At 67.2% G+C, this 18715-nt stretch carries 23 protein-coding genes and 3 pseudogenes; 7 read left to right on the plus strand and 19 right to left on the minus strand.

The annotated features are described in order from the left end of the window. Positions 1 to 314: 314 nt before the first annotated feature. Positions 315 to 696 (minus strand): annotated as a pseudogene (locus ATI53_RS15065) (IS5 family transposase); the annotation flags it as partial. A 51-nt stretch (positions 697 to 747) separates the two neighbouring features. Here ATI53_RS15065 and ATI53_RS15070 point away from each other — a divergent pair. Then, positions 748 to 1098, plus strand: coding sequence for an OsmC family protein (locus tag ATI53_RS15070; protein WP_170134589.1), 351 nt, complete (start codon positions 748 to 750; stop codon positions 1096 to 1098). Positions 1099 to 1201: 103 nt separating this feature from the next. Here ATI53_RS15070 and ATI53_RS15075 read toward each other — a convergent pair whose 3' ends face one another. The 4 genes and pseudogenes from ATI53_RS15075 to ATI53_RS15090 all read right to left on the minus strand — a co-directional run bounded on the left by ATI53_RS15075 (position 1202) and on the right by ATI53_RS15090 (position 3473). Then, complete coding sequence (locus tag ATI53_RS15075) at positions 1202 to 1771, minus strand: acyl-CoA dehydrogenase family protein (RefSeq protein WP_170134590.1); 570 nt, start codon at positions 1769 to 1771, stop codon at positions 1202 to 1204. Next, positions 1768 to 2526 (minus strand): annotated as a pseudogene (locus ATI53_RS15080) (IS5 family transposase). The gene ATI53_RS15075 and the pseudogene ATI53_RS15080 overlap by 4 nt, the downstream one beginning before the upstream one ends. 145 nt (positions 2527 to 2671) lie before the next feature. Continuing rightward, positions 2672 to 2935, minus strand: coding sequence for a C45 family peptidase (locus ATI53_RS15085; protein WP_009503164.1), 264 nt, complete (start codon positions 2933 to 2935; stop codon positions 2672 to 2674). 106 nt (positions 2936 to 3041) lie between these two features. Further along, positions 3042 to 3473, minus strand: coding sequence for an SDR family oxidoreductase (locus ATI53_RS15090; RefSeq protein WP_311136004.1), 432 nt, complete (start codon positions 3471 to 3473; stop codon positions 3042 to 3044). On the opposite strand from ATI53_RS15090, the gene ATI53_RS23945 reads away from it, so the two are divergent. Further along, positions 3442 to 3609, plus strand: a complete 168-nt coding sequence (locus ATI53_RS23945; RefSeq protein WP_009503162.1) for a hypothetical protein — start codon at positions 3442 to 3444, stop codon at positions 3607 to 3609. The genes ATI53_RS15090 and ATI53_RS23945 overlap by 32 nt on opposite strands. 19 nt (positions 3610 to 3628) lie before the next feature. On the opposite strand, the gene ATI53_RS15095 is transcribed toward ATI53_RS23945, so the two are convergent. The 4 genes and pseudogenes from ATI53_RS15095 to ATI53_RS24430 form a co-directional block, all read right to left on the minus strand. Beyond that, positions 3629 to 3775, minus strand: coding sequence for a TRAP transporter large permease subunit (locus tag ATI53_RS15095; protein ID WP_170134591.1), 147 nt, complete (start codon positions 3773 to 3775; stop codon positions 3629 to 3631). A gap of 8 nt (positions 3776 to 3783) precedes the next feature. Next, a complete protein-coding gene (locus ATI53_RS23950) occupies positions 3784 to 4089 on the minus strand; it encodes a hypothetical protein (RefSeq protein WP_009503159.1) in 306 nt (101 codons plus the stop codon). Next, positions 4086 to 4274, minus strand: a complete 189-nt coding sequence (locus tag ATI53_RS23955; RefSeq protein WP_223870822.1) for a hypothetical protein — start codon at positions 4272 to 4274, stop codon at positions 4086 to 4088. Before ATI53_RS23955 ends, ATI53_RS23950 begins: the two co-directional genes overlap by 4 nt. A gap of 67 nt (positions 4275 to 4341) precedes the next feature. Continuing rightward, positions 4342 to 4416, minus strand: a pseudogene (locus ATI53_RS24430) (TRAP transporter small permease); the annotation flags it as partial. A gap of 726 nt (positions 4417 to 5142) precedes the next feature. On the opposite strand from ATI53_RS24430, the gene ATI53_RS23960 reads away from it, so the two are divergent. Beyond that, positions 5143 to 5313, plus strand: a complete 171-nt coding sequence (locus ATI53_RS23960) for a hypothetical protein (protein WP_009503155.1) — start codon at positions 5143 to 5145, stop codon at positions 5311 to 5313. Positions 5314 to 5317: 4 nt separating this feature from the next. Further along, positions 5318 to 6250 (plus strand): 3,5-dioxohexanoate:acetyl-CoA acetone transferase, encoded by a 933-nt coding sequence (kce, locus tag ATI53_RS15115; RefSeq protein ID WP_009503154.1) that lies wholly within the window; start codon positions 5318 to 5320, stop codon positions 6248 to 6250. Positions 6251 to 6355: 105 nt separating this feature from the next. Here kce and ATI53_RS15120 read toward each other — a convergent pair whose 3' ends face one another. The 3 genes from ATI53_RS15120 to ATI53_RS15130 form a co-directional block, all read right to left on the minus strand. Next, the gene (locus ATI53_RS15120; protein ID WP_111550748.1) at positions 6356 to 8680 is read right to left on the minus strand and encodes a Tex family protein; all 2325 of its coding nucleotides are present in this window, start codon (positions 8678 to 8680) and stop codon (positions 6356 to 6358) included. Positions 8681 to 8804: 124 nt separating this feature from the next. Then, positions 8805 to 9212 carry a type II toxin-antitoxin system VapC family toxin gene (locus tag ATI53_RS15125; RefSeq protein WP_111550749.1) on the minus strand — a complete coding sequence of 136 codons (408 nt, stop codon included), beginning with the start codon at positions 9210 to 9212 and terminating at the stop codon, positions 8805 to 8807. Continuing rightward, complete coding sequence (locus tag ATI53_RS15130; RefSeq protein WP_111550750.1) at positions 9209 to 9427, minus strand: type II toxin-antitoxin system prevent-host-death family antitoxin; 219 nt, start codon at positions 9425 to 9427, stop codon at positions 9209 to 9211. The genes ATI53_RS15125 and ATI53_RS15130 overlap by 4 nt, the downstream gene beginning before the upstream one ends. 278 nt (positions 9428 to 9705) lie before the next feature. On the opposite strand from ATI53_RS15130, the gene ATI53_RS24435 reads away from it, so the two are divergent. The 3 genes from ATI53_RS24435 to ATI53_RS23965 all read left to right on the plus strand — a co-directional run bounded on the left by ATI53_RS24435 (position 9706) and on the right by ATI53_RS23965 (position 11217). Next, complete coding sequence (locus ATI53_RS24435) at positions 9706 to 9855, plus strand: tripartite tricarboxylate transporter permease (protein WP_375342740.1); 150 nt, start codon at positions 9706 to 9708, stop codon at positions 9853 to 9855. A gap of 37 nt (positions 9856 to 9892) precedes the next feature. Further along, positions 9893 to 10369 carry a tripartite tricarboxylate transporter permease gene (locus ATI53_RS15140; protein WP_111550751.1) on the plus strand — a complete coding sequence of 159 codons (477 nt, stop codon included), beginning with the start codon at positions 9893 to 9895 and terminating at the stop codon, positions 10367 to 10369. A gap of 458 nt (positions 10370 to 10827) precedes the next feature. Further along, the gene (locus tag ATI53_RS23965) at positions 10828 to 11217 is read left to right on the plus strand and encodes an alkaline phosphatase family protein (RefSeq protein WP_009503146.1); all 390 of its coding nucleotides are present in this window, start codon (positions 10828 to 10830) and stop codon (positions 11215 to 11217) included. A gap of 373 nt (positions 11218 to 11590) precedes the next feature. Here the strand turns inward: ATI53_RS23965 and ATI53_RS15155 are convergent, their stop codons facing one another. The 7 genes from ATI53_RS15155 to ATI53_RS15185 all read right to left on the minus strand — a co-directional run bounded on the left by ATI53_RS15155 (position 11591) and on the right by ATI53_RS15185 (position 18715). Continuing rightward, positions 11591 to 14152 (minus strand): ATP-binding protein, encoded by a 2562-nt coding sequence (locus tag ATI53_RS15155; RefSeq protein WP_111550754.1) that lies wholly within the window; start codon positions 14150 to 14152, stop codon positions 11591 to 11593. Then, entirely contained in the window at positions 14149 to 14562 is a 414-nt protein-coding gene (locus ATI53_RS15160) for a response regulator (protein ID WP_009503144.1), read from the minus strand. The genes ATI53_RS15155 and ATI53_RS15160 overlap by 4 nt, the downstream gene beginning before the upstream one ends. Positions 14563 to 14733: 171 nt before the next feature. Continuing rightward, positions 14734 to 15672 (minus strand): transaldolase, encoded by a 939-nt coding sequence (gene tal, locus ATI53_RS15165; protein ID WP_034451682.1) that lies wholly within the window; start codon positions 15670 to 15672, stop codon positions 14734 to 14736. A 76-nt stretch (positions 15673 to 15748) separates the two neighbouring features. After that, a complete protein-coding gene (locus ATI53_RS15170; protein WP_111550755.1) occupies positions 15749 to 16465 on the minus strand; it encodes a hydroxymethylpyrimidine/phosphomethylpyrimidine kinase in 717 nt (238 codons plus the stop codon). Further along, entirely contained in the window at positions 16465 to 17361 is an 897-nt protein-coding gene (locus ATI53_RS15175; RefSeq protein WP_190323955.1) for a HesA/MoeB/ThiF family protein, read from the minus strand. The genes ATI53_RS15170 and ATI53_RS15175 overlap by 1 nt, the downstream gene beginning before the upstream one ends. Continuing rightward, complete coding sequence (locus tag ATI53_RS15180) at positions 17358 to 17960, minus strand: thiamine phosphate synthase (RefSeq protein ID WP_009504289.1); 603 nt, start codon at positions 17958 to 17960, stop codon at positions 17358 to 17360. The genes ATI53_RS15175 and ATI53_RS15180 overlap by 4 nt, the downstream gene beginning before the upstream one ends. Continuing rightward, positions 17957 to 18715, minus strand: coding sequence for a thiazole synthase (locus ATI53_RS15185; RefSeq protein ID WP_111550756.1), 759 nt, complete (start codon positions 18713 to 18715; stop codon positions 17957 to 17959). The genes ATI53_RS15180 and ATI53_RS15185 overlap by 4 nt, the downstream gene beginning before the upstream one ends.

The raw sequence follows: 18715 nt of genomic DNA on the forward strand, positions 1-18715 counted from the left end.
CGGAACGGCGCGCGGCCTTCCCATGAGGAAAGCGATCACGTCGGGGCAGACGACCAACTGACTTGGTTTCGGCTTTGTTTTGGCAAACCATTCAGCCCGACCGAGCGTGCTGCTTGCGGATCGCGCCCAGAATGCAGACGGGATCCGACAAAATATGGAAACGCGCCTGATCCCGATTCGCATGCCCCACAAAACGGCTCTTCCGCATTAGGCGTTTAGTCCCAGCGTGTGATGGTCTACTTATCTGTGACCATCGGAAGGACGCACTATGGGACAAATTCTTCACGGCAGCGCCACGACCACGCACGCCGTCAGTCATTGAGCCTGCCGAACATGATCTCGATGCGGTTGCGCCGCTTGTACCGGCGCTTGTCGTATTTGACCGGTGTCTTGCGTTGCTTCCGGCCTGGAATGCAGGCGCGTATCCCCCTGTCCTGCAAGGCTTCTCGGAACCAATCGGCGTCGTAGCCGCGATCTCCGAGCAGCCAGTCGACATCCGGCAGACTGTCGCAAAGCGCCCGCGCACCTATGTCGTCGCTGACCTGTCCTGCCGTTAGAAACAGGTTGAGAGGGCGTCCCTGGCTGTCGCAGATGGCGTGCAGTTTCGTGTTCATGCCGCCCTTGGTCCGTCCGATCAGGCGACCACGCCCCCTTTTTGACGCTCAGACTGGACGCTGTGCGGTGGGCCTTCAGGCATGGGCTTTCGACGGCGGCACAGAGATCGCGGCGTCGAGCGCGGCGGAGGTCGTGCCCCTGCCTTGGTCCGATCCGGCCTGCATCGACCCCGAAGAGGCGCTGCTGGCGGCGCTTTCGAGTTGCTATATGTTGTTCTTCCTGCACATTTGCGCCGCGGCTGGGCTAGTGGTCGAACACTACCGGGACGAAGCCCGCGCACGGCTGATCGCCGATGGCGCGGGGCGGCCCCACGTCGGCGCGATTCGCCTGCGGCCCGAGGTCCGCTTTGTCACGCCGGTGGACCCGGCCGAGGTGGAGGCATTGCATGCGCAGGCTCATGAGCGGTGTTTCATCGCGGCCTCGCTGCGGTCGACCGTTAGAATCGAACCGCAACCGGCTGCCGGGGTGCTGCGCGGGGGCTGATCTCCTCCCGTTCCTTTTGGCAGGGCAGGGGCGTTTCCCGTCGGCTCCCCGGATCGCGCCGGATTTGGCACACTGCTTGGTCCCTCCCCCGGCGCTGTCCTGTTCAGCTGACTTCCGAGATGCGGGCATTGGCCGACGCGCGATAGCGCACGGCAGACGGGTCGATTCTGCGGGGATCGTAGCCGTCACCGACCGCGCCGAATAGTTGCATCGCCCGGTCGAAGATCTGTTGCGCGGTTTCGGTGACCAGAAGTTTTGTCGATGCAGAGCCCAGCGACGCAGTTCTTGCGCCCCGGCCCCATTTCCAGGCCACCTGTGCCACCAGCCACTCGGCCGCGTTCAGGTCCACCTGCATGTCGGCCAGCGCCGCCTGCACCAGTTGCATTTCGGCCAGCATGCCGCCTTTGACCTTTCGGGAGACCACGTGGGCCGTCACGGGGCCAAGCGCCCGACGCGCAAAGTCGTTCGCAGCTGCGTCGACGCTCATGCGGAACGCGTCGATGGTCTGAACAGCGTAGACGTAACCTAGCCCCTCGGCCCCGCGCGGTGTCCCGGGAGCAAGCGAAACCCCGTCGAGCGCAAGCTGCCCCAGGGCGCGCGGGGCCAGCAGGTCCGGCCCCTGCGTCAGGCGCAGTCCCCGGCATGGCAAAGAGGCTTTAGGCTCAGGACTCATAGCCAATAGATGACCGTTGCAGCGAGGGCGATGGCAGAGACGAAAACCTTCGGGCATCGGTCGTAGCGGGTCGCCCCGCGCCTCCAGCCCTTGAGCCTGCCAAACACGATCTCGATACGATTGCGCCGCTTGTACCGGCGCTTGTTGTATTTGACCGGTGTCTTGCGTGGCTTTCGGCCTGGAATGCAGGGGCGTATCCCTTTGTCTTTCAACGTTTCGCGGAACCAATCGGCGTCGTAGCCGCGATCTCCGAGCAGCCAGTCGACATCCGGCAGACTGTCGCAAAGCGCCCGCGCACCGATGTCGTCGCTGACCTGTCCTGCCGTTAGAAACAGGTCGATCGGTCGACCCTGGCTGTCGCAGATGGCGTGCAGTTTCGTGTTCGATGCCCCCCTTGGTCCGTCCGATCAGGCGACCACGCCCCCCTTTTTGACGCTCAGACTGGACGCTGTGCGGTGGGCCTTCAGGTAGGTGGCGTCGATCATCACGATCTTCTTCTCGCCGTGCTCGGCAGCCAGTCCCGCCATCATCTTCGCGAAGATGCCTTTGTCGCTCCAACGCTTCCACCGGTTATAGAGCGTTTTGTGAGGGCCATACTCCTTCGGCGCATCTCGCCAGCGCAACCCGTTGCGATTGATGACGATTATGCCGCTTGGCACACGCCTGTCATCGACGCGTGGCTTGCCGTGGGACGTCGGGAAGAAAGGGGCAAGCTTGGCCATCTGCTCGTCGGTCAGCCAGTAAAGGTCGCTCATGTCACCGCTCCGTTTGCCGAGCCGATCATGCAGGCGTTTTCCGCCCCGTCGATCAATGTCGCCGACCCGCGCGACATGGTCCGTCGCCGCGATCGTGCTGGAACCACGGCTGGGGCGGAAAACGCCTGCATGATCGGCTCGGGGTTCAGGGGAACGGGATGCGCCGCCAGCAGCCTTTCGCCGCCGTTTGCCGCTGGCCGGAGGAATTGCGGGCAATTACGTTCAGCCCGTCGTGCGCCGTGAAATCCGGGAGTTGAAAGTGGTTGCCATGGGTCAGGGCAAGACCGCGCGGGACGCGCAACCGGCCTTCTGCGACCTCGACCATCGCGGCGTCACCGCGATCACAGAGCACGAAATTGCGCGAGGAGGCCAGCGGCAGACGGGACAGGATGTCGATGGCCTCGTCCACGCTGTGTGCTGTGCCCGGTCGATCAGGTGCCGGATCGCGAGGTAGGGCGGCACGCCCGGACCCCACGTCCCGGCCAGCGCCAGCGCGATGCCGCGCCCGATGCCGGTCACCAGCGCGCGCTTTCCCCGTCCAGTCGGAACGATCCGCTCATCCCCGTATCGCCGCAGACCGATATGGCCTGACCTGAAATCGTCGCACCACGCGGGCTGGCCAGGAACAGCGCCTGGTCGGCAAGCTGCTGTGGCGTCACATATTCCTTGATCGAGGTGCGGGCAAAGGCGTTGCGCTCGGCCTCGTCAAAGCTGATGCCCTGCACCTCGGCGCGTGCCTCCAGCACGCGGCGCTGACGGTCGTCCGCCACAAGGCCGGGCAGCAGCGCGTTGACGCGGATACCATCGGGGCCAAGTTCGATGGCCATGGATTTCGACAGCCCCACGGCGCCCCACTTGGCCGCCGCATAGGGGCTGCGCAGCCGGAACCCCAGCCGCCCGGCCAGCGACGAGACATTGACGATCGACGCGTTTTCGCTGGCGCAGATGCGGCACCGCGCGGGAGGTGGTGACGAACTGGCTGGTCAGGCAGATCGACAGGCATTGTTCGACCTGCGCAAGATCCAGCTGTTCAATCCGGCCCGTGGGACCGGCGGTGACGATGACGCGGGCGTCTTTCAATGACAGGTCCATGAGTCTTTCCTTATTGTCCGGTAAACACCAGCGACAGCCAGGGTGGGACGCTGATAATCAGCAGATCGACCAGCAGGATCAGCACAAAGGGCATCACTCCGCGTGCGATCTGCGGCACCCCGATGCGCGCGATGCCGGATGCGATGAACAGGTTCAACCCCACCATCAGAAGCAGCAGGTTGACAAGGATGATGAACAGCCACGCGCAGTCAATGGCCCGTCCACGAAATCCGAGATCACCGCGAGCACCTGCAACGACAGGATGATCCGTCCGAACAGCCCCGCCGCCGCGGTGATCGACAGCACCACCGCCGAGATGATGGCGCTGTCACGCAGGAGGCGCGGGATCGCCCGCAGCGGCACGATGTCGCCGTCCCGGATCGTGAAAATCGCCGCAAGCCCCGCCGCAAAGGTGACCGGAACCCCGATCGGCAACGGCTGCGGAAGCGAGCCGAACAGCAGCGCGATCATGTGGCGTCGCCCTTGCGCAGGCCGGCGACATCCTCGGCCAGGATCGCGATGGCGTTCGGCAGCACAAGGGCCGCGCCCGCGGGCATAGCGCCGTAAAGCCAGGCCATCGACACCCGCGTGACGGGGGCGGTCTGCCCCGCGACCCGTTCGGCGATGCCTTGGGTCAGCAGCACCCAGGCAGACACGCGTGACGCGACGGCGATAGGCGCGGGCCGCGCCCGGCATGGTCATCCAGGCCATGGAAAACCGCGAGACCTCTTCGGAAAGGCTCAGGGAGCGGCCCATCGCATGGCGGGCAAAGACCTGCCAGCTGACAAGGACGGACATGACCGGGATCGGCCCGTCCCGCACCCGGCCGACAAGTCAGTTGATGCCGTCGACCGCGCGGACGGCCATGCGCGGCGCGTCTTGCATCTTGAAACCTCAGAATCATTCCGGTGGGTGGGGGACCAGGCTCCCCCGGCGAAGGGGCCGCCCGGTTGGTGGCCGGCTCGAACGTCATCGCCGCATCGACCAGGTCGGGGCCGGACTTCAGCACGCCGACAGCGTGGAGCGATTGCGCCCCCGGGGGCAGGCTGACCTCGAAGACGCGGGTTTGCCGTGCAGCGCTGGCGCCCGACAAAAGCGCTGCGGCAGGCGTAAGCGTGATGTGTTGATGACCGGGGGCCTCGCCATCCCTTCGGTCGAAGGGATGATCTCGCTTTACGCTGAACAGGGTCCGGTTCGCCGGTAAAACACCTTGTGCGCTGTTTAACTGGACGTCGATACCCGCCTCGGACAAGCCTGTCCAAAACCGCGATCACAGTTTACACGCAGGATTCATGACCGATACGCTGAACAGGGACGCATGGTCACGGCTTGGCCCGCTGACGCTGCGCAAAGGCGAGACAGCGCAGGCGCAGATCTATGCCTGTCTGCGCGCGGCGCTGACAGGCGGGTATTTTCGCCCCGGCGAAGAAATCAGCCCGCGCCGCGCCGCCACCGAAGGCACCGCCGGCCTGCAACTGGCGCTTTCACAAGCTGATCTACAACGCCGCCAACCGCCCCGTCCTGATGGACGTGATCGAAGGCATGTGGCTGCGCGTCGGCCCGCTGAACCGCCATGCGGTGACCGCGCCGCTGCATTTCGACCGGGCTATGGAAAGCCACGACGCCGCCGAACAGGCGCTGTGCGACCTGACCGCCCTGTCGCGATTTCCGAACACCCTTCAAACAAAGGACTGACCCCATGGCCCCCAGACGCAAGGTCATCATCACCTGCGCCGTGACCGGCGCGATCCACACACCGTCGATGTCGGAATATCTGCCCGTCACCGCATCGCAAATCGCCGAGGCCGCCATCGGCGCCGCCGAGGCCGGCGCGGCGGTGGTTCACCTGCACGCGCGCGACCCGCGGGACGGCCGCCCCGATCAAAGCCCCGAAGCCTTTGATCCCTTTCTCAAGGTCATCAAGCAGCGGTCCGATTGCGTGGTCAACATCACCACCGGCGGCGCCCCGACCATGACGATCCAGGACCGTTTGCGTCCCGCCGATACCTGGAAGCCGGAACTGGCGTCGCTCAACATGGGGTCGATGAACTTTGGCCTGTTCCCGATGCTGGCGCGCTTTGACGCGCAGCTCAGACATCAGTGGGAACGCGACTATCTTGGCAACAAGGGCATCCTGTTTCGCAACACCTTCGAGGACATCGAACATATCCTGACAACGCTGTCGGCGCATGGCACGCGGTTCGAATTCGAATGCTACGACACGGCGCATCTGTACAACCTCAAGCATTTTCTGGACGCCGGGCTGGTGAAGGGGCCGCTGTTCATCCAGACCGTGTTCGGCCTGATGGGCGGGATCGGCGCGCATTACGACGATGTCATGCACATGAAGCGCACCGCCGACCGGCTGTTCGGCGACCAGTACCGCTGGTCGGTGCTGGGGGCGGGCAAGAACCAGCTGCCGGTCGCGGCCATCTCGGCCGCGCTTGGCGGGCATGTGCGCGTCGGGCTCGAAGATTCGCTCTGGGCGGGTCCGGGGAAGCTGGCGCAGACCAACGCCGAACAGGTCGCCGCCGCGCGCCAGATCATCGAAGGCCTCGGGCTGGACATCGCCACCCCTGACGAGGCCCGCGAACTGCTGGACCTCAAGGGCGCCGACGTCGTCGGGTTCTGACCTCTGCCCCCCTGCCCCCTGCCTGGCGGCCAAGCGCGGACCGGGCCGGGCCGGGCGGCAAAACGCGCGGCGGGTTCTTTGCCGCGCGTGGCCCGGCACCGCGTGTCAGGGTTTTTTCATCGCGTCCAGCAGCGCCGCCCCCAGAGCGCCGGTCCGGTTGCCGGACGCGCCATCGCCCTGGCCTTTCGCCCCGCGCCCCGGTTTGTCACGGACCTCAGCGCCCCTGCCCGGCCCGCGCGCGGCCTGCGAATCCCTGGCCGAGCTGCCGCCGTCCTTGCGCATCGACAGGCCGATACGCTTGCGCGGCACGTCCACCTCGGTCACGCGCACCTGAACCACATCGCCCGCCTTGACCACCTCATGCGGGTCCTTGACGAATCGGTCGGCCAGCTGGCTGACATGCACCAGCCCGTCCTGATGCACGCCGATATCCACGAAGGCGCCAAAGGCGGCGACATTGGTCACCGTGCCTTCCAGCCGCATTCCAGGTCTGAGATCCCCGATGTCATCGACGCCTTCGGCAAAACTGGCGGTCCTGAAGCTGGGGCGCGGGTCACGCCCCGGCTTTTCCAGTTCGGACAGGATGTCGCGCACCGTCGGCAGGCCGAAACGGTCATCGACAAACCGTTCGGCATCAAGCCCTTGCAGCAGCTTCGGGTCCGATTGCACCGCGCGCAGGTCGCGCCCGCAAGCCTTGACGATGCGGCGCGCCAGGTCATAGGCCTCGGGGTGGACGGATGACGCATCCAGCGGTTCCTTGCCGTTGCGGATGCGCAGAAACCCGGCGCATTGTTCGAAGGCGCGCGGACCAAGGCGCGCGACCTTGAGCAAGTCGCGGCGCGCGGCGAACGCCCCGTTGGTGTCGCGGTGCAGCACGATCGCCTCGGCCAGCCCCGGCCCCAAGCCCGACACATGCGCCAGCAGCGGCGCCGACGCGGTGTTCAGATCCACGCCCACCGCGTTCACCGCATCCTCGACCACCGCTTCCAGCGATTTGGCAAGACGGTGCTGGTCGACATCGTGCTGGTATTGCCCGACGCCGATGCTTTTGGGGTCGATCTTGACCAGCTCGGCCAGCGGGTCCTGAAGGCGGCGGGCGATGGACACCGCGCCGCGCAGGCTGACATCCAGATCCGGAAATTCCCGCGCCGCCAGTTCCGAGGCGGAATAGACCGAGGCCCCCGCTTCGGACACGATCACCTTGACCGGCTTTTTCACGGCTGCGGGCAGCATCGCCAGCGTATCCGCCACCAGCTTTTCCGTTTCACGCGATGCCGTGCCGTTGCCGATGGCGATCAGCTCGATTCCGTGACGGGTGACAAGGTCCAGGATCGCCGACCGCGCGCCCCGGATGTCGTTTTTCGGCTGGAACGGATAGATCGTTTCGGTCGCCACAACCTTGCCCGTGGCATCGACCACCGCCGCCTTGACCCCGGTGCGAATGCCCGGATCAAGCCCCAGCGTCGCACGCGCCCCCGCCGGAGCCGCCAGCAGCAGATCGCGCAGGTTGCGGGCAAAGACCTGAATCGCCTCGTCCTGTGCGCGGCTGCGCAGATCGGCCAGAAGGTCCAGCATCATTGATGACGACAGCTTGACCCGCCAGGTCCAGCCCGCCACGCCGCGCAGCCATGTGTCGCCGGCGCCACCGCCCGACAGGCCAAGCCGCGCCGCGATCATGTCGATGCAGACATCCGCGCCGCCCTCGGGATCGGGACCGATGTCGATCTGCACGACCTCTTCCTTCCAGGCGCGCATCATCGCCAGCGCCCGATGCGACGGCACCTTGGCCCATTTTTCGGAATGGGCGAAATAGTCCGAAAACTTGGCGCCCGCCGCTTCCTTGCCGGGGACGACGCGCGCGGTCATCACCGCCTCACGCGCAAGATAGCCGCGCAGACCGCCCAGCAGCCCGGCATTTTCGGCCAGCTCTTCGGTCAGGATGTCGCGCGCGCCGTTCAGCGCCTCCTTGACCGTGGGCACCGCATCGGTGACGAATTTCCGCGCCAGGGCTTCGGGGTCGGCGCGCCGGTCCGCCAGGATCGCGTCGCGCAGCGGTTCCAGCCCGTTTTCGCGCGCGATCATCGCCTTGGTGCGGCGCTTGGGCTTGTAGGGCAGATAGATGTCTTCAAGCTGCGCCTTGGTTTCGGCCCGCGCGATGGATTGCGCCAGCGCATCCGTCAGCTTGTCCTGGCTTTCGATCGACTTCAGGATCGCATCGCGCCGCCCGTCCATCTCACGCAGATAGCCCAGCCGCTCGGACAGATTGCGCAGCTGCGTGTCGTCCAGCCCGCCGGTGGCCTCTTTGCGGTAGCGCGCGACGAAGGGCACGGTCGAGCCCTCGTCCAGCAGCTTGACGGCGGCGGCGACCTGCGCCGCGCTGGCACCGATCTCGGTGCCGATGCGGCGGTTGATGCGGTTGGCGCGATCCATGCTATGCTCCCTGTTGGCGGCCCGGACGCCCTTAGTAGCGGCCAGCGTCCCGGCGCGAAAGAGCCTGCCGCCCGCTTCATCTTGCCACATAAACTCTCGCCGGAGGCATGCACCATCGGGCGGGTCAGGCGGACGGGTCGACCATCCGCACCCCGGCGGGTTCGAAATCCCTGACGTTGCAGGTGACCATCACCGCATCTCGCGTAAGCGCCTGCGCCGCGATCATCAGATCCGCGCCGGGATGTCCGATGCGCGCCGACAGCGCCCCCCAGCGCCACGCGTCTTCGGCGGTAAAGTCGATCAGACGGTCGGCGAACAGGCGCACGGTCGTTTCCAGCCACTGGCGCAGATCGCGGGCGAATCCTGGATTGTGCCGGTCCTGCAACGCGATGCCGCGTTCGATTTCCCCCAATGTGATGACGCTAAGATACAGCGTCGCCTCGTCCTGCGCGCGCAACCATGCCGCGATCTGCGGGGCCCGGTCAGCGCGCCGGGCCAGCGACAGGATGGTGGTGTCCAGAATGCGAATCAAAACGCCACGTCGCGCGGCAGGACCTCGGCACGCGGCAGATCATCGGAGGGAAAGGCCAGCAAATGGTCCTGAAAGCTGCCCCGCCGGGACCGGGCCGCCTGAACCAGCCGGTGGTATTCTTCGACGGACAGCACCACAACGGCGGGCTTGCCCCGACGGGTGACCTGTTGCGGGTGACCTGACAGTGCCGCTTCGTTCAAGGCCGGCACGATCATGATCTGGCCCCATCAAGCCCCCATCCGCCACCGGCGCCGCGGCCTCGTACCCTCGTGGGACTTGCGATCTTCGACGTTGAGCTGGAGCTGTCGATCGGGGTCGCATGGGTGCTGCGCACATGGCTTTATATCGAGCTCTGAGATGACAGACGCTTTCCTGACACTTCTTCACTGGCAGAACCTGGCCTATCTGCTGATCGCACTGACGCGGCCGTTACCCTTTCACATGGACCCGATTTCGGCGATGACGCTGCTGATCGGAGAATATCTCGGGCCGGCTGGTGACGGCGATCCTGTTGCGCATGCCCAACTCGGTCGTCACCACCTTCGACGGCTGTCCGATGGCGCGGAAGGGCCAAGCCGAGCGGGCGCTGGCAGTGGGCATCGGCATGTCGGCATGTCGGCATCCTGCGGGGGATCGGCAGTAATATCGCGGCCATCATCTCGTATTCCACGACACGGCAGATGTTCAAGCGGCCCGAGCGTCTCGGCACCGGCGAAGGGGCTGGCATCATCGCCGCATATCTGGCGGCCAACCTTGTCATGGCGGTCCTGATCTGGGTGTCGGCCAGGAGGATCGCGCCGCGGATCCGCATCCCCCGGTCCTATTTGCTCAGCGCGATCCTCGTCTTCTGCGTCGCCGGTTCCCATGCGATCAACACCTCGTTTATCGACGTCCGGACGATGCTGGGCTTCGGCGTCGTGGGGCTGGCGCGCGAGTCGGCACGGGTGCCTCTGGGTCCCTTCGTCATCGGAGTCGGGCTCACCCCAATTGCCGAAGTGCAATTGCGCGCGGCCATGATGATGTCGGGGGACGACCCGAGCGCCATCCTGACGCGGCCCTTCGCGATGGGCTTTCTGACCCTCGCACTGTTGACGCTGGCATGGCCCGGCCTTGCCGCCCGACGCGCCCGGCGCAACATCGCAAACCAAACAGAGTGACACCCATGACCACCGCATCGACCCCGCCAAGACAGCTCCCGCGCCGCCGCTATCTGGCCCAGATCGACAGCGGCCAGGACCCGCCCGGCACCCACCCCATCCGAACGCGCGCAGGCCGCCCAGGTTGGCGTCAGCCGCACGGTTCAGCGCGGCGAGGCGCTTCTGGCCCCGGAGATTCGCGGCTATGTCGAAATCCGCATTGGCGCGGGCGTGTTCGTGCTGCCCGCCAGCGTCCGGTCCCGCACCGCGATGCAAGCGCATATGGACGAAGTGAGCGAGCGCTTCCTTGCGCTGGTCGTTGAGGCCGAGGACCGCGATGACTGACGGGCCTCCCGACATTGTCCTGATCATCGCCGACCAGCAGCGCCACGACACGATCCGTGCGCCTGGCGCATCCCATATGGATACGCCCAACCTGGACCGGCTGGCCCGGCACGGGGTCGCCTTCGAGCAATGCCATGTGCCCTCGCGCGCCCCCCCTGTTCTCTGGCTATTATCCCCATACCAACGGCGTGCTGGCCAATGGCGCGCCCTGGAGCCGGACCTGGGTTCCGTCTTTGGCGGATGCCGGGTATCACGGCGTCAATATTGGCAAGATGCACGCCATCCCCTCTGACGCGAAGGCAGGCCTTCACGAGCGCTTCGTGGTCGAGAACAAGGACCGCTTCGCGGAGGGACGCTGGCTCACCGACGACTGGGACAAGGCCATTCTGAACGCGGGCCACGAAAAGCCCGGTCGTCTGGGTTACCGCGCAGGCGAGGATTACCGGCACACCCTTGGTGCTTTCGAATGGGAGATTGAAGACCGGTTGCATTCCGACAGCTTCGCCGGGCGCCTGACCGAATGATGGCTGGATCACAAGCCCAGGGACAGGCCGCTGTTCCCGTCGGTCGGATTTCCGCGCCCGCACCCGCCCTATGATCCGACGCCCGAATATGCGGGCAAATACATCGGCCGCAATGTGCCCATGCCCAGGGTTACCCGCAACGAGCTGGACCGTCTTGCAGGCGCCGCCGGTTTCGCGCCGCGACCCTTTTGCGGGCCGTGCGGATGTGCCTGCGGCATCGGCTTTCCTGTCGGACCGCCGCAGCCCTTCAAGAATTCGTCCGGCAGTTTCCTGGAAATCGTCATCGCCCTTGCGCCGCCAAGGACGCATGGTCCAAAGCGCGGTTTCTCAAGAGACCGACCAGTCGCTTGCCGCGCGCCCGGCGTCTGCACGATCAGGGCGCGGGGGCGGTGCGCCCCAGCACCTGTGCCACCGCGCGCAGCAGATCGCCCTTGGGCACCGGCTTCATCAGGCGGATGTCTTCGGGGCGCAGGCCGTTGCCATGCACCGTCGCCTCGCTGGCATAGCCCGACATGAAGATCATCGGCAGATCGGGGTTGAGCGCGCGCAGCGCCCGCGCCAGCCCGGTGCCTTGCAGGGTACCGGGCATCACGATGTCGGTGATGACCACATCGAACACCGGGTTGGCGGCATAGACCGCCATCGCCTCGTCGCCACTGGCCGCGGCGGTCACATCAAAGCCCGCCGCCCGCAGCGTGGCGACAAGCACCTTGCGCACGGCGGTTTCGTCTTCGGCCAGCAACAGACGCAGGCCGCCGGCGTCGAACCGGGCGCTGGCCGCCCGCCGGGAATTCAGCGACACCATGCTGCCGTCGGCGTTGGTCGCCGGGAAATACAGCTTGAAGGTCGTGCCCTGCCCCGGTTCGGTATAGACCTGCACCGTGCCGCCGGACTGCTTGACAAAGCCCTGAACCATGGACAGGCCGATGCCCGACCCCTGCCCCGGCCCTTTGGTGGTGTAGAAGGGTTCAAAGATCTTGTGCAGGCTGTGTTCGGGAATGCCGGTCCCCGTGTCGCTGATCGCCAGCATCACATACCGGCCCGGCAGCAATTCCTGATCGCGGCTGTCGACATAAGCGTCGTCGATGCGCAGATTGGCGGTTTCGATGGTCAGCTTGCCGTGCCCGGCCATGGCATCGCGTGCATTCAGCAGCAGGTTCAGAATGGCGCTTTCCAACGACGCCGCATCCAGCCGCACCTGCCACAGCCCCGCCAGAAGCGAGGTTTCCATATCGACGGTTTCGGGCAGCGCCCGGTACATCCAGTTGCGCGCGTGGCGGATCACTTCGTTGAGGTCCAGCGGCTCGGGGTCCAGCCGGGCCCGGCGGGCAAAGGCCAGCATCGAGCGGGTCAGATCGGCGCCGCGCCGCGTCGCCTCCAGCCCGGCCTCGATCATGCGCCGTTGATCGGGGCCGTGAATGTCATCCTTGAGCAGTTCCAGATTGCCCATGATGACTGCCAGCAGGTTGTTGAAATCATGCGCGATGCCGCCCGTGAGCTGGCCGATGCTTTCCATGCGCTGCGCGCGGTTGGCCAGCTCGGTCTGACGTTGCGCTTCGTCCAGCGCCGCGACTTCGCCTGTCGCATCCACCACGACGCCATCGACGCGGCACAGATCGTCACCGATGGGGGCGGCCGAGCCGTGGAAATCGATCCAGCGTCCGCGCACTTGCGACCGGCGGTGGATCGCCGTCCCGCGGTGGGCGGCGTCCATGAACACCCGCCCGCCCATCGCCAGTTCCTCGGGCGTCTTGCCGGTGGTCAGGATCGCCGCGTCGTCATAGGCCTGCTGCGGTTCCACCCCCCAGTATTCGCGCGACTTTCCGCCAAGGTACAGGTGCTTTTCGGCGCCATTCGACGACCAGATGCCCTGATAGATCATGCCCGGCACGTTGTCGGCCGCCGCCTCCAGCCGCCCCAGCGCCTCGGCGCGCGAGGCCGCCATCTGCCGCAGATCCGTGACATCCGACAGCACCGATGTCAGTTCAAGCTTGCCGCTTTGCGGATCGCGCGCGCAGCCCCAGTTCAGCAGGATGTGCCGGGTTTCGCCATCGCTGGGCCGGATGATCCGGAATTCCAGCAACAGATGCTGCGTTTCTGCGGCGGTCTGGTTTTCCAGGTCCGTCCTGACCCGGTCGAGATCGTCGGGGTGAAACGTCGCCCACAGGTCGTTGACCGACATCAGGCCGGGGGCGCGGTCCGTAAGGCCGTAGATCTCCAGCGCCCCGGCATCCACGAAGATGTCGTCGCTTCCCGCGATGCGCGAGGTCACCCCGACCCCCGCGCTTTTCAGCACCAGTTCCAGCCGCGACGTCAGGCGGGCCTTTTCGTCGGCCTGGATCGCAAAGCGATGTGCCAGGGCGACGACCTGCCAGGTCACCAGAATGGACAGGATGCCCAGGCCACACACGAAGGCGACGTTGAACAGGATGGTTTCCAGCGACGGCCCGTTGGAGCCGAACAACCCCAGCGCGAGGACCGGCAGCGCCTGCAACACCACGAACCCCGCCAAAAGCAGCCAGACCGCCCGCATCGGCACCCGCGGCCAGTCGCGCGGCGCAACAAGCTTGCGCACGCCCAGGCCCACCGCCACGAACCCGACATGCGCGAACAGCCCCGCCAGCAGGGACGGCATCGGGACGTCAAGCGACAGCAGGTAAAGCGCGCTCAGGCAGGCCGCGATCAGCCCGCCGACCGGCCCGCCAAGATAGCCCGCGAACACCAGCGGCCCCGGCTTGGCGGAAATCGAAATCGCCAGCGCCTCGATGGAAAAGGCGCTGAACCCCAGGAAAATCACCAGCACCCCGGCGACAAGCCCGAACAGCGCCTGGCGCCGATACACACGCCGCCGCACCCCCGGCGTGGCGAAGATCAGGTAGAAAAACCCGCCCGCCAGCGTCAGCGCGGTCAGGCTCTGGAGCGTGGAGACGATCATGGGCGCTTGCCCGCGCAGGGGGCCAGACGGGAAAGATGTTCGGCCTCCTGTTCCAGGATGCACAGGATTTCCGCGCGCGTCACCGGTTTGAAGATGTTGCGCCCGACACTCATGTCGCGCGCCGAGGCGATCAGCTTGGCGGCCATCAGCGGCCCGCTGTCGCCACCGGACATGAACCGCACCCGCAGGGGCCGGTCCTGCGCGCAGATCCGCTCAATCGCCTCGATGCCGTCCAGGACCGGCATCATGATGTCGATCAAAAGCAATCCCGGTTCGGTTCCCGACATCACCACATCCATCAGTTCCGCGCCGTTCCCGCAGATCTCGACCGTCCAGCCCGCCCTCAGGCAGAAAGTCGCCAGCAGCGCGCGAAACTCCTTGTTGTCGTCGGCAATGATCACATGCGGCATGACGTGTAACAACAACGCCCTTATCAAACAGATACGGTCGCAGCGTATCAACTTGCGGCAGTAAGTACAGCCATGCGTGGGGCCGGCTGCTGTTTCGACCCGGATCCGGAAACGACGGCGCCGGCGGGTGGTCCGCGGTCAGGGCGCCCGCAGCCAGGACGCCCCGCATCGTCAGCGCGCCGCGAGCAGCGCGATCAGCTTGCGGTGATCGGCGTCGAAGTTGCGGATGCCCTCGGCCAGTTTTTCGGTCGCCATCGCGTCGGCGTTCAGCGCCCAGCGGAACGCGGGTTCGCCCATCGTGACCGGATCGGCGGGCTGCGCGGTTTCGGGCGACAGCGCACGGGGCAGGTCGCCGGTTTCGCTGTCCAGCGCATCCAGCAGCTTGGGAGAGATGGTCAGGTTGTCGCAACCCGCAAGCGCCTTGATCTGGTCGACGCTGCGGAACGACGCGCCCATCACCACGGTCTGGATGCCGTTCGATTTGTAGTAATCGTAGATGGCGCGCACCGATTTGACGCCGGGGTCGTTTTCGGGGGCATAGCTGTCGACGCCTTCGGCCTTCTTGTACCAGTCGGTGATCCGCCCGACAAAGGGCGAGATCAGGAACGCCCCCGCATCCGCGCAGGCCACGGCCTGCGCCATCGAAAACAGCAGCGTCAGGTTGCAGTCGATGCCATCCTTTTGCAGGATTTCCGCCGCGCGGATGCCTTCCCAGGTTGCCGCAAGCTTGATGAGGATGCGGTCCTTGTCGATGCCGCGCGCGGCGTAATCCGCGACGATCTCACGCGCGCGGGCGACAGATGCGTCGGTGTCGAACGACAGGCGGGCGTCGACCTCGGTCGATACCCGCCCCGGCACCAGCCGGGTCAGTTCGGCCCCCACCGCGACGGTCAGCGTGGCGGCCAGCGCCTCGGGCGAAAGGCCCGCCTTGCGACCGGCGTCGATTTCGGCGGCGATCAGCGCCTCGGACGCGGGGTCCGACAGGGCGGCCAGCACCAGCGACGGGTTGGTGGTGCAGTCGACCGGTTGCAGCCGCTTGACCGAGGCGACCTCGCCGGAGTCGGCCACGACCTTGGTCATGGCCCGCAGTTGATCGAGTAGGGACGTCATGTCGGATCTCCTTTTCTCTTTCTGATAGCGTTACCAGTCCGCGAAACCGGCGTCCACCGGCGACCGGCCGCCCCCCTCAGGCCTGCGTGGCAAAGCGCCTGGCGACGCCGTCGCGCGCGCGCGCCACGGCGTCGGGCAGCGCCGCCCCCCCGGCCAGCGCCACAGCAAGCGCCGAGCCAAGCTGGCATCCGGTGCCCCGCAGCGTTCCGGCAAGGCGCGGGCCGCGAAACCGCCGCATCGTGCCGTCGGGCAGATACAGGCGGTCTTCGCAGAAGTCGCGGTCGGGCGCGTGGCCGCCCTTGACCAGCAGCGCCTTGCAGCCGCGCGCAAACAGGGCGCGGCGGGCGGCGGAATGGTCCGGCGCGCCGTCGCGATCCGCGATCGCCGCCAGTTCGGGCAGGTTCGGCGTCAGCACGGTGGCGCGCGGCACCAACAGCGACAGCAGCGCCCCCAGGCCCGCGTCATCCAGCAGCGCGGCGCCCGAGCTTGACCTCAGCACCGGGTCGATCACCAGCGGCGCGCGGGGCAGCGCCGCGGCCACCGCGCCGATGGTATCGGCGTTGACCAGCATGCCCAGCTTGATCGCATCGACCCGGCCCGCCGCGCGGATCTGCGCGGCGACGACATCGGGAGGGACCGGGTGAACAGCCTGCACACCCGCGTCGTCCTGCGCGGTTACGGCGGTCACCGCGATGCAGGGATGTGCCGCCATCCCGGTCACCGTCGCAACATCGCGCGCCAGCCCCGCCCCGCCCGAGGAATCCGTGCCCCCCACCAAAAGCACCCGGCGCATCAGCGCCCGTCCGCGCAGATCGCCACATCCCCATGGCCCCGCGCCCGAAGCGTGCGCGCCGCGCGCCAGGCCCGCAGCCCGGTCGCGCAGGCCAGCACCACGCGGGTGCCGGAGGGAAGATCTTCGGGCAGCGCCTCGTGACGCAGATCGATCAGCAGATCGCCCGCGCGCGCCCCCGCCACCACCGGCGGAAAGGCGGCATCGGGTTCCGGTGCGTCGTCGAACCGGAACTGGCCAAAGCGCCAGGCGCCAAGATCCACCGTCATCATCTGCCCCAGCGGCGACGGGCTGTGCCCCAGCAGGACCGACAGCGCCATCTGCGCCTGCAACGCCCCCAGCAGCGCCACCGCCGGCCCCATGACCCCCGCCTCGGCGCAGGTGGCGGCCCGCGCGGGCGGGTCGGGAAACAGCGCGCGCAGGCTGGGCGCGCCGCCGCACAGCCCCGCCGCGTAGCCCTGCCGCGCAATCACCGATGCGGTAATCAGCGGTGTGCCCGACGCAAGGCACAGGTCGGACAGGGCGTAGCTGGTGGCGAAATTGTCGGCGGCGTCGATCACCAGATCGGCGCGCGCGACGTCGGCATCGGGGCCCAGCCGCGCCACATGCGGCGCCACGACGCATTCCGGATTAAGCCTGGCAAGATGCCCTGCCGCCACCTCGGCCTTGGGCTGGCCAAGGTCCGCCATGCGGTAAAGCGTCTGGCGGTGCAGGTTGTGCGCTTCGACCCGGTCGGGATCGAACAGGGCGATCCGCCCCACCCCGGCGCCTGCAAGCAGCGGCAACAGCGCCGAGCCAAGCCCCCCTGCCCCGGCCACAAGCACATGGGCCGCCGCCAGCCGGGCCTGCCCCCGCGGACCGACCTCGGGCAGGCAGGTCTGGCGGGCGTAGCGGGTCATGCCCATTTCCGCGTCGCCGCCAGCCAGTCGCGGCAGCGCGCGGCGGGGTCGGCGGCGGTCTGGATGTCGGTTACCACGGCGGCGCAGTCGGCCCCTGCGCCGAACAGCGCGGGCAGCCTGTCGGGTGTGACGCCTCCGATCCCCACCAAAGGCACCGTACCGCTGGCGCGTTTCCAGGCGGTCACGCGGTCCAGCCCCTGCGGCCCCCATTTCATCTTTTTCAGCCGCGTCGGCCAGACCGGCCCCAGCGCCACATAGGCCGGGCGGAGCGCCAGCGCGCGTGCCAGTTCGCTGTCGTCATGGGTGGACAGGCCAAAGGCGACCCCTCCGGCCCGCAACGCGTCGACATCGGCGGTGTCCATGTCTTCCTGCCCTAGGTGGACCGCGTCGCAGCCCAGATCCAGCGCCAGTTGCCAGTGATCGTTGACCACCAGCTGCGCGCCATGGGCGGCACAGCACTCGCGGGCGCGGATGATCTGGGCGGGCAGGGTCGCGCCAGCGTCCTTGAGGCGCAGCTGCACCAGCCGCACGCCCAGGGGCACCAGCCGCTCCAGCGCGTCGGCGTCGCTGACGATCAGGTAAAAGGGATCAAGCCTCATGCCAGTTCCGCCATTCCGAACACCGGGGTCGAGGCGACGCCCATGTCGCGCGGCGGCATCAGCCCCGCCTTGTGCGCCCCCTGCCCCGCCGCGACCGCCTGGCCAAAGGCGCGCGCCATGGCGACCGGGTCCAGCGACCGCGCCACGGCGGTGTTCAGCAGCACCGCGTCATAGCCCAGTTCCATCGCCAGCGCCGCCTGGCTGGGCGCGCCGATGCCCGCGTCGACCACCAGCGCCACGCCGGGGAAATGCGCCCGCATCGCCCGCAGCGCGTCGATGTGGCGCAGCCCCTGCCCCGAGCCGATGGGCGCCCCCCAGGGCATGAGCACCTGGCAGCCGGCCTCGACCAGCCGGTCCGCGACCACGAGGTCTTCGGTCGTGTAGGGGAACACCTCGAACCCGTCGGCGCACAGGGTCCGCGCGGCCTCGACAAGGCCGAAGGGATCGGGTTGCAGGGTGTCCGCGTGGCCGATGACCTCCAGCTTGATCCAGCGGGTGCCGAACAGTTCGCGCGCCATCTGCGCGGTGGTGATCGCCTCGCGCGCGGTGTGGCACCCGGCGGTGTTGGGCAGGACGCGGCAGCCGCTGGCGGCAAGGATGTCGCGAAAGGCGCCGCCCTCTGGCCCTTCGCGGCGCAGCGACACGGTGATGACCTCGGCCCCCGACGCGGCGATCGCGTCGCGCAGCACCCGCGGCGAGGGGTATTGCGCCGTGCCCAGCATCAGCCGGCTGGTCAGGTCGGTTCCGTAAAACAC

The organism is Salipiger aestuarii (assembly GCF_003259905.1).
In the GTDB taxonomy this organism is placed as follows: Bacteria; Pseudomonadota; Alphaproteobacteria; order Rhodobacterales; family Rhodobacteraceae; genus Salipiger; species Salipiger aestuarii.